Source organism: Isoptericola sp. NPDC060257, from assembly GCF_042726645.1.
Classification (GTDB): Bacteria; Actinomycetota; Actinomycetes; order Actinomycetales; family Cellulomonadaceae; genus Isoptericola; species Isoptericola nanjingensis.
The window spans coordinates 1-9,387 of the sequence record NZ_JBHXAW010000179.1 but is presented as its reverse complement, the minus strand read 5'-3'; the positions used below and the strand labels follow the sequence as shown (position 1 = coordinate 9,387).

Here is a 9,387-nt window from a genome sequence, read left to right as displayed (position 1 = left end):
GGCCCACGCTCGCCGGGCGCCGGGCCCTGGTCACCGGCGGCGCGTCCGGCATCGGCGCGGCCTGCGCGCGGGAGCTGGCCTCGCGCGGCGCCCACGTGGTCGTCGCGGACGTGGAGCCCGACGGCGCGAAGCGTCTCGCCGACGAGCTCGGCGGCGAGGCGTGGGTCGTGGACCTCGCCGACACCCGTGCCCTCGACGACCTGCGCCTCGACGTCGACGTCCTGGTGAACAACGCCGGCGTCCAACGGGTCAGCCCGGTCGAGGACTTCGCGCCCGACGACTTCCGGCTCGTCCACCGCCTCATGCTCGAGGCGCCGTTCCTGCTGGTGCGGGCGGCGCTGCCCCACATGTACGCCCGCGGCTGGGGGCGGGTCGTCAACGTCTCGTCCGTGCACGGGCTCGTCGCGTCGCCGTTCAAGTCGGCGTACGTGTCCGCGAAGCACGGGCTCGAAGGGCTGTCCAAGACGGTCGCGCTCGAGGGCGGGCCGCACGGGGTCACCAGCGTCTGCGTGAACCCGGGCTACGTGCGCACGCCGCTCGTCGAGAAGCAGGTCACCGACCAGGCCGGCGTGCACGGCATCCCCGAGGCGGACGTCCTGACCGAGGTGATGCTCGCCGAGCACGCGGTGAAGCGGCTCGTCGAGCCCTCGGAGGTCGCGTCGCTGGTCGGCTGGCTCACCGGGCCGGACGCCTCGATGGTCACCGGCGCCTCGTGGACGATCGACGGCGGATGGAGCGCACGATGACCGGTCTAGACAAGACCGTCGCGACGGCGGCCGAGGCCGTCGCCGACGTCCCCGACGGCGCCTCGCTCGCCGTCGGCGGCTTCGGCCTGTCCGGCAACCCGGTCGCGCTGATCGAGGCGCTCCTCGCCCGCGGCACCACGGGCCTGTCCGTGGTGAGCAACAACTGCGGCGTCGACGACTGGGGCCTGGGCCTGCTGCTGGGCGCCGGGCGCATCCGCCGGATGACCAGCTCGTACGTGGGCGAGAACAAGGAGTTCGAGCGGCAGTTCCTGGCCGGGGAGCTCGAGCTGGTCCTCACGCCGCAGGGCACGCTCGCGGAGCAGCTGCGCGCGGGCGGTTCCGGGATCGCGGCGTTCTGGACGCGCACCGGCGTCGGCACGCAGGTGGCCGACGGCGGCCTGCCGCAGCGGTACGCCGGCGCCGGCGGCGTCGCCGTCGCCTCGCCGCGCAAGGAGGTCCGCGCCTTCACGGCCGCGGACGGCACGAGCGCCGACTTCGTGCTCGAGGAGGCGATCACGACCGACTACGCCCTCGTGCACGCCGCGCGGGGCGACCGGCACGGCAACCTCGTCTTCCACCGCTCCGCCCGGAACTTCTCGCCGCTGGCGGCGATGGCGGGCCGCGTGTGCGTCGCCCAGGTCGAGGAGCTCGTCGAGCCCGGCGAGATCGACCCGGACGACGTGCACCTGCCCGGCGTCTTCGTGCACCGCGTGGTGCACGTGCCCGGGGGCGAGAAGCGGATCGAGAAGCGCACCACGACGCCGACGGCCGCCACCCCGACGCCGACGACGACCACGACGACGAAGGAGGGCTGACCCGTGCCGCTCACCCGCGACGAGATGGCCGCGCGCGCCGCGGCGGAGCTGGCCGACGGCTGGTACGTGAACCTGGGCATCGGGCTGCCGACGCTCGTGCCGAACCACGTGCCCGCCGGCCGTCACCTCGTGCTCCAGTCCGAGAACGGCCTGCTCGGCGTCGGCCCCTATCCCTTCGACGCCGATGTGGACCCCGACCTGATCAACGCCGGCAAGGAGACGGTCACGTTGCTGCCCGGCGCCTCCGTGTTCGACTCGGCGACCAGCTTCGGCATGATCCGCGGGGGCAAGATCGACGCGGCGGTCCTCGGCGGCATGCAGGTCAGCGCCGCCGGCGACCTCGCCAACTGGATGATCCCCGGCAAGATGGTCAAGGGGCCCGGCGGCGCGATGGACCTGGTGCACGGCGCGCGGCGCGTGATCGTGCTCATGGAGCACACCGCCAGGGACGGGTCCCCCAAGCTGCTGCCGGAGTGCACGCTCCCCCTCACGGGGCGGGGCGTGGTGCACCGCGTCATCACCGATCTCGCGGTGCTCGACGTCGCGCCCGACGGCTTCGTGCTCCGCGAGCTGGCACCGGGCGTCGCCGTCGACGACGTGGTCGCGGCCACCGGCGCGCCCGTCGTCGTCGACCTCGACCGCCGGGGCGCCGACAGGGCCATCGCGTGACGCCGGGTGACCTCAGGCGGCCCGTCGGGAGCGCGCCACCAGCACGAGGGCGACCAGCACGCCGACGACGCTTGCCGCCGCCGCGACCCAGAACGCGGCGGAGTAGGCGCCGGCGGGGTCGGCCGTGCCGGCCGCGAGGAGGGCGGTGACGACGGGCGCCGCCGCCGCCGAGCCGACGGTCCGCACCACGCTGTTCAGCCCGGTCGCCGCGCCGGTCTCGGTGGGTGGCGACCAGGAGACGACGAGCTGGGCGCAGATCGCGTACCCGATCCCGTTGCCGAGGCCGAGCACGGAGAAGGCCACCACGACCGCCCACGGCGTCGCCGGCCACAACGCGAGCCCCACCGCGCCGAGGAGCATCACGGCCGCCGCGACGGCCCCCGTGCCGCCCGGGCCGACCCGGCGCACGGGCGCCGGTGTCGCGCGCCCGCCGAGGAAGACGAGGACGGCGCTGGGGAGCATCGCCAGGCCGGAGACGGTCACGGTCATCCCGTGGCCGTACCCGGTGCCGGCGGGCGCCTGCATGAGCAGCGGCAGGGCGACGTAGCAGACGTAGGGCACGAAGCCCACGGCCACCGTCAGCAGGCTGACGAGCACGATCGGCCCGTGGCGGAAGGTGCGCACGTCGACCACGGGCGCGTCGGTGCGCCGCTCGACGAGGACGAGCACGGCGAGGAGCGCGAGGCCGGCCACGCCGACGACGACCGTCCGGGCCGAGGCCCAGCCCCACGAGCCGCCCTGCGAGACGGCGAGCAGCACGCCCACGAGGCCGACCGCGAGGAGCGCGACGCCGGGCCAGTCCGTCCGGCGCTGCACGGCGGGCGCGCCGCCGCGCGGCACCCACGCGGCGACCAGCGCGCCCGAGCCGAGGATCAGCACGGCGCCGAGGACGAACAGCCAGCGCCAGCCCAGGGCGTCGACGACCAGGCCGCCCACCACGAGCGCCGCGCCCGCACCGAGGCCGATCATGCCGGGGATCCAGCCGAACGCGGCCGCGAGCCGCGGGCCCGCCAGCGCGGACCGCACGATCGCCAGGGCGAGCGGGAACGTCGCGGTGCTCACGCCCTGCACCACGCGGGCCACGAGCAGCACGCCGAGCGTCGGTGCGGCGGCTGCCAGGAGCGTCGCCGCCGCGAACACGACGATGGTGCCGAGCAGCACGCGTCGGTGGCCGAACCGGTCGCCGAGGTTGCCGACGACGGGCGCGAAGACCGCCCCGGCGAGCAGGAACGCCGTGAGGATCCAGCCGGTCCCCTGGGCGGTGGCGCCGAGCTCCCGGCCCAGCGTCGGCAGGGCGGGCACGACGAGCGTCTGCATCAGCGAGAACGCCAGCACGGCGGCGCTCAGCGCGAAGATCACGCGCCCGGGGCTGCGGACGGCGGTGCTGTCGGTCGGAGGCACGGGTGGGCTCGCTCTCTGTGGTGAGGGTGGCTGCGCCTCGTCGCGCGGGGCCGAGGGGGACGGCACATCAAACGGAACGGAATGCTCGTTCCGATTCACCCTAGCATCGAGCCGCGGGCTACCGTGTGCCCATGCCCTCCCCCGCCGAGCCGTCCGACGAGCGCGCCGACCCTCCGCTGCCCGGCCGGAAGCGGGAGGCGCGCGCCAACGACACCGCCGTGCTCGCCGCCGCGCGCGAGGTCTTCGCGGCGCAGGGCCACGGCGCGTCGATGGCCGACGTCGCCCGGCACGCCGGCGTCGGTGTGGGTTCGGTGTACCGCCGCTACCCGACCAAGGAGGCGCTCGTCGAGGCGCTGCACGTGCAGGCCGTGCGCGAGGCGGCACGCCTGGCGGCCGAGGTCGCCGACCGGTTCGGGTCCGGACCCGTGCCCGACGACGGCGCGGTCGGCACCTTCCTCGCGCGGCAGATCACCGAGGCCACCGGACCGTTGCTACGACCCCCGGGACACGGCGGGCCGCTCCCCGACGACCTCGCCGCCGCGACGCGCGACCTGCGCGTAGGGCTCGAGCGCCTGGTCGCCTACGACCGCGCCGCGGACCTGCTCCCTGCCGGCTTCACCACCGCCGACGTCATGCAGCTGCTGCTGCACCTGCGCCCGACGCTCCCCTTCCCCCGCGCCGAGGCGGACGCCCTGCACCTGCGCTACCTCCGGCTCGTCCTGGCCGGCCTGCGCTCCCGGGCCGGCGACGGCGGCGGCCTGGGCGACGGCCCTCGCTGGGACGACTGGGTCGGCGCCTGGCACGACTGAGCAGTCCCCCCTCCCGCCGAGCAGGCGGTGAGGCACCGAATGACCGCTGAGAACGTGCGCAACCGCCTGCTCGGCGTCAGTCGGCGAGCGGCGCGTGCCGCTCCAGGAACTCGTAGACCTCGGTGGTGTCGACGCCCGGGAACGCGCCGGACGGCATCGCCGCGAGCATGGACGCGTGCGGGCGGGCGCTCGGGAACGCGTGCCCGACCCAGCGGCGGGCGAGCGGCTCGGCCGGCCTCCGGCAGCAGCTCTCGTCGGGGCAGCGCGACGTGCTGCGCGCCGTCGTCTCCCGGCCCAGGAACCACTTGACCTGCGCGTACGGCACGCCGACGCTCACGGAGAACCGCCCGTCGGGCGTGTCCTGCACGCGGGACGTGCACCAGTAGGTACCCGTCGGGGTGTCCGTGTACTGGTAGTACGGGCTGAGCCGGTCGGCGATGCCGAACACCACGCGGGCGGTCCAGTGGCGGCACACGTGCTGCCCCTCCACGGTGCCCAGCGGGTCGGCGGGGAACCGCACGCCGTCGTTCTCGTACGCCTTGTGGATCGCCCCCGACTCGTGAACCTTCATGAAGTGCACCGGGATGCCCAGGTGCCGGGTCGCCAGGTTCGTGAAGCGGTGGGCCACCGTCTCGTAGGAGACGGCGAACGCGTCGCGCAGGTCCTCCAGCGAGATCGACCGCCGCTCCTTGGCCTCGCGCAGCTGCTTGACCGCCTCGCGCTCGGGCACCAGCAGCGCCGCGCACAGGTAGTTGGCCTCGACCCGCTGGCGCAGGAACTCGCGGTAGTCGCGCGGCTCGGCGTGCTCCAGGACGTGGGAGGCGAGGGCCTGCAGCACCGCCGAGCGCGCCTCGGAGCGGCCGCGGATCCCGTTGCTGGGCAGGTAGACGCGGCGGTGCAGCTGGTCGATGACGGCGCGCGTGGACTGCGGCAGGTCCGGCTCGTAGTGGATCGAGAAGCCGAGGTGCGCGGCCAGCTCTCCCACCGCGCGCTGCGGCAGCGGCCCGCGGCCGTGCCCGACGTCGTCGAGCAGACCGCGCGCGACGATCTCCAGGTCGGGGAAGTAGTTGTCCTGCGCGCGCATGTCCGCGCGCAGCTCGGTGTTGGCGCGACGCGCCTCCTCGGGCGTCAGCGCACGCTCGGAGTGGAGCCGCTCCAGCTCGCGCTGCAGCCCGACGATCGCCTCGAGCGCGTCGGTCGGGAGGGACTTGCCGACCTTCACGGGGCGCACCCCCAGCGCGGAGAAGAGCGACCCCCTTTGCACGCGCTCCAGCTCGATCTCGAGCGCGTCGCGGTGCGACGGCGCCTGGGCGGAGAGCAGGTCCTCGACGCTCGCGCCGAGGGCGCGGGCCACCGCCTGCAGGCGCGCGATCGTGGGCTCGCGCTTGCCGTTCTCGAGCATGGAGACCTGCGACGGCGCACGTCCGATGGCGTCTCCGAGCTGTTCCAGAGTCATGCCGCGGCGGGTGCGCAGGTGCCGGATGCGGCGGCCGATCGTCAGCGCGTCCGCCTCCTGGCCGATGGGGATGCCGTGCGGCAGCGTGGCGTCGTCCCGGGTACCGGGCGCGGAATCGGTCGAGATGGCCATGCTCGAGGGTGACACGTGCCACACCTTCCGTCCAGGAGAAGAACCCCGGAATTTCTCCTCAGAATTCCTGGCCGCGGGGTGGCGCGGCGCGCGAGGGTCGTGGTCATCGGCACCGCCACCGACGACCGAGACACACGAAAGAGGCTCGACATGACCGCCATCCTCGACTCCCGCAGCACCACCCGCGCCGGCGACCAGGCCCAGACGGCCACCCAGCTCGCCGAGCAGTGGGCCACCGACCCTCGCTGGGACGGCATCAGCCGTGACTACACCGCGGAGGACGTCGTCGCGCTGCGCGGGTCGGTCGGCGAGGAGTTCACCCTGGCCCGCCGGGGCGCGGAGCGCCTGTGGCGCCAGCTGCACGAGGAGGACTTCATCAACGCGCTCGGCGCGCTGACCGGCAACCAGGCCGTGCAGCAGGTGAAGGCCGGGCTCCAGGCCATCTACCTCTCGGGCTGGCAGGTGGCCGGCGACGCGAACCTCGCGGGCCAGACCTACCCCGACCAGTCCCTCTACCCGGCGAACTCCGTGCCCGCCGTCGTGCGCCGCATCAACAACGCGCTGCTGCGCGCCGACCAGATCGACGTCTCCGAGAACGGAGCGCCGACCCGCGACTGGCTCGCCCCGATCGTCGCGGACGCCGAGGCCGGGTTCGGCGGCCCGCTCAACGCGTACGAGCTGATGCGGTCGATGATCGCGTCGGGCGCCGCGGGCGTGCACTGGGAGGACCAGCTCGCCAGCGAGAAGAAGTGCGGCCACCTGGGCGGCAAGGTGCTCATCCCGACCCAGCAGCACGTGCGCACGCTCAACGCGGCGCGCCTCGCGGCCGACGTCTCCGACGTGCCGAGCGTCGTCATCGCCCGTACGGACGCCGAGGCGGCCACGCTGCTCACGTCCGACGTCGACGAGCGCGACCGTCCGTTCCTCACCGGCGGGCGCACGGGCGAGGGCTTCTACGAGGTCCGCAACGGCGTCGAGCCCTGCATCGCGCGGGCCAAGGCCTACGCCCCGTACGCCGACCTCATCTGGATGGAGACCGGCACCCCCGACCTCGAGCTCGCGCGGAAGTTCGCCGAGGCCGTCAAGGCCGACTTCCCGGACCAGATGCTGGCGTACAACTGCTCGCCGTCGTTCAACTGGAAGAAGCACCTGGACGACGACACCATCGCGAAGTTCCAGCGCGAGCTGGGCGCCATGGGATTCCGCTTCCAGTTCATCACGCTGGCCGGCTTCCACGCCCTCAACTACTCGATGTTCGACCTCGCCCACGGCTACGCCCGCGAGCAGATGTCCGCCTACGTGCGGCTGCAGGAGGCCGAGTTCGCCGCCGAGGAGCGCGGCTACACCGCGACCAAGCACCAGCGCGAGGTCGGCACCGGCTACTTCGACCGCGTGTCGACGGCGCTCAACCCCGACGCCGCCACCCTCGCGCTCGCGGGCTCCACCGAGGCCGCGCAGTTCTGAGAGCCCCGCAGCTCTGACCCTCCCCACCCGTTCCGCCCGACCAGCCCCGACAGACCGGAGGCACGCCATGACCACGCTCACGTCCCCGACCACCGCCCCGCGCACCGCTCCCGTGCCGGCCGTCGCGCCCGCCGTCGGCACGCCGCTCGCCGACACGGCGACCGACCCGTTCGTCTGGGGCGGGACGTCGCTCGCGGAGGGGCACCTCACCGTCACCGCCCCGCTGGAGGCGCGCGACGAGGAGATCCTCACCCCGGAGGCGCTGGCGTTCCTGGCGATGCTGCACGACCGGTTCGCCGACGACCGCACCGCGCTGCTGCTGGAGCGGCAGCGGCGGATGCGGAGCGTCGCGGACGGCGAGGACCCGGACTTCCACCCCGCCACCCGGCCCGTGCGCGACGACCCGTCCTGGCGGGTGGCGGGCGCGGCCGGCGCGCCGGGGCTGAGCGACCGCCGCGTGGAGATCACGGGCCCGACGGACCCGAAGATGACGATCAACGCGCTCAACTCCGGCGCCCGGTGCTGGCTGGCCGACGCCGAGGACGCGCAGTCCCCGACGTGGCGCAACGTCGTGGAGGGGCAGCTCGCCCTGCACGACGCGATCCGCGGCACGCTGACGTTCACCAACCCGGCGGGCAAGGAGTACGCGCTCCGGTCGACGGACCTCACCGAGCTGCCGACCATCGTGTTCCGGCCCCGCGGGTGGCACCTGTTCGAGTCGCACCTGGCGTACACCGGCCCCGACGGGTCGACGCAGCCGGCGTCGGGCTCGCTGGTCGACTTCGGCCTGTACCTGTTCCACAACGCCCACGAGCTGGTCTCCCGCGGGCGCGGACCGTACTTCTACCTGCCGAAGCTGGAGGGGTACCGCGAGGCGCGGCTGTGGAACGAGGTGTTCGAGGCGGCCCAGGACGCGCTCGGCATCCCGAAGGGCACGATCCGCGCGACGGTGCTCATCGAGACGCTGCCCGCCGCGTTCGAGATGGAGGAGATCCTCTACGAGCTGCGCGACCACTGCGCCGGCCTCAACGCCGGCCGCTGGGACTACCTGTTCAGCGTGATCAAGTGCTTCCGGAAGCGGGGGTCGTCGTACGTGCTGCCCGACCGCGGGCAGGTCACGATGACCGCGCCGTTCATGCGGGCGTACACCGAGCTGCTCGTCGCCACGTGCCACAAGCGCGGGGCGCACGCCATCGGCGGCATGAGCGCCTTCATCCCCGACCGCCGCTCCCCCGAGGTGACCGAGCGCGCCGTCGAGCAGGTGTGGGCCGACAAGACGCGCGAGGCCCACGACGGCTTCGACGGCACCTGGGTGGCCCACCCCGACCTGGTCGAGGTGGCGCGCGGCGCGTTCGACGAGGTGCTCGGCGAGTGCGAGAACCAGGTCGACCGCCTGCGCGACGACGTCGAGGTGGGCCAGGCCGAGCTGCTCGACGTCGCCTCGGCGCGGCGCGGGGGCGCCACCGTCACGGCGGCCGGGCTCCGGACGAACGTGTCCGTGGGGCTGCGCTACATCGAGTCGTGGCTGCGCGGCACCGGCGCGGCGGCGATCGACCACCTCATGGAGGACGCGGCCACGGCTGAGATCTCCCGGTCGCAGGTGTGGCAGTGGGTCGCGTCCGGCACGACGACGGAGGACGGCCTGCCCATCACCCGCGTGCGCTGCGAGGCCGTGCTGCGCGACGTCCTGCGCGGCCTCCCGCGGTCCGCCGGCGACCGGTTCGAGGACGCCGCGGCGCTGTTCCGCGAGGTGGCTCTTGGCGAGGAGTTCCCGCCGTTCCTCACCACCGGCGCCTACGCCCGCTACCTCGCGGGCTGACCGCCCTCCGGTCGGTCGCCGAACAGGCGGTTGACACCGTTGTCGCAGCCCATCGGGCCCGATCACGGTGTCAACC

Annotated in this window: 8 protein-coding genes; 6 read left to right on the top strand and 2 right to left on the bottom strand. The window is 74.1% G+C overall.

All coding sequences use genetic code 11. The annotated features are described in order from the left end of the window. The 3 genes from ACFWEK_RS14530 to ACFWEK_RS14520 all read left to right on the top strand — a co-directional run. The coding region (locus ACFWEK_RS14530) for a 3-hydroxybutyrate dehydrogenase (RefSeq protein WP_430554504.1) at window positions 1-746 on the top strand (746 nt) is incomplete at its 5' end. Further along, complete coding sequence (locus tag ACFWEK_RS14525) at window positions 743-1,561, top strand: CoA transferase subunit A (protein ID WP_430554503.1); 819 nt, start codon at window positions 743-745, stop codon at window positions 1,559-1,561. The genes ACFWEK_RS14530 and ACFWEK_RS14525, both read left to right, overlap by 4 nt. A gap of 3 nt (window positions 1,562-1,564) precedes the next feature. Beyond that, window positions 1,565-2,230, top strand: coding sequence for a 3-oxoacid CoA-transferase subunit B (locus ACFWEK_RS14520; RefSeq protein WP_430554502.1), 666 nt, complete (start codon window positions 1,565-1,567; stop codon window positions 2,228-2,230). Window positions 2,231-2,242: 12 nt separating this feature from the next. On the opposite strand, the gene ACFWEK_RS14515 is transcribed toward ACFWEK_RS14520, so the two are convergent. Continuing rightward, window positions 2,243-3,631, bottom strand: a complete 1,389-nt coding sequence (locus ACFWEK_RS14515; protein WP_430554501.1) for an MFS transporter — start codon at window positions 3,629-3,631, stop codon at window positions 2,243-2,245. A gap of 131 nt (window positions 3,632-3,762) precedes the next feature. Between ACFWEK_RS14515 and ACFWEK_RS14510 the strand changes: the two genes are divergently transcribed. Further along, a complete protein-coding gene (locus ACFWEK_RS14510) occupies window positions 3,763-4,440 on the top strand; it encodes a helix-turn-helix domain-containing protein (RefSeq protein ID WP_430554500.1) in 678 nt (225 codons plus the stop codon). Window positions 4,441-4,516: 76 nt separating this feature from the next. Here ACFWEK_RS14510 and ACFWEK_RS14505 read toward each other — a convergent pair whose 3' ends face one another. Beyond that, window positions 4,517-6,028: a helix-turn-helix domain-containing protein gene (locus tag ACFWEK_RS14505; RefSeq protein WP_430554499.1), complete on the bottom strand. Its 1,512-nt coding sequence runs from the start codon at window positions 6,026-6,028 to the stop codon at window positions 4,517-4,519. Between the two features lie 150 nt (window positions 6,029-6,178). On the opposite strand from ACFWEK_RS14505, the gene aceA reads away from it, so the two are divergent. Next, window positions 6,179-7,492 carry an isocitrate lyase gene (gene aceA / locus ACFWEK_RS14500; protein WP_430554498.1) on the top strand — a complete coding sequence of 438 codons (1,314 nt, stop codon included), beginning with the start codon at window positions 6,179-6,181 and terminating at the stop codon, window positions 7,490-7,492. 67 nt (window positions 7,493-7,559) lie between these two features. After that, entirely contained in the window at window positions 7,560-9,311 is a 1,752-nt protein-coding gene (aceB, locus tag ACFWEK_RS14495) for a malate synthase A (protein ID WP_430554497.1), read from the top strand. The last annotated feature ends 76 nt before the right edge of the window (window positions 9,312-9,387 follow it).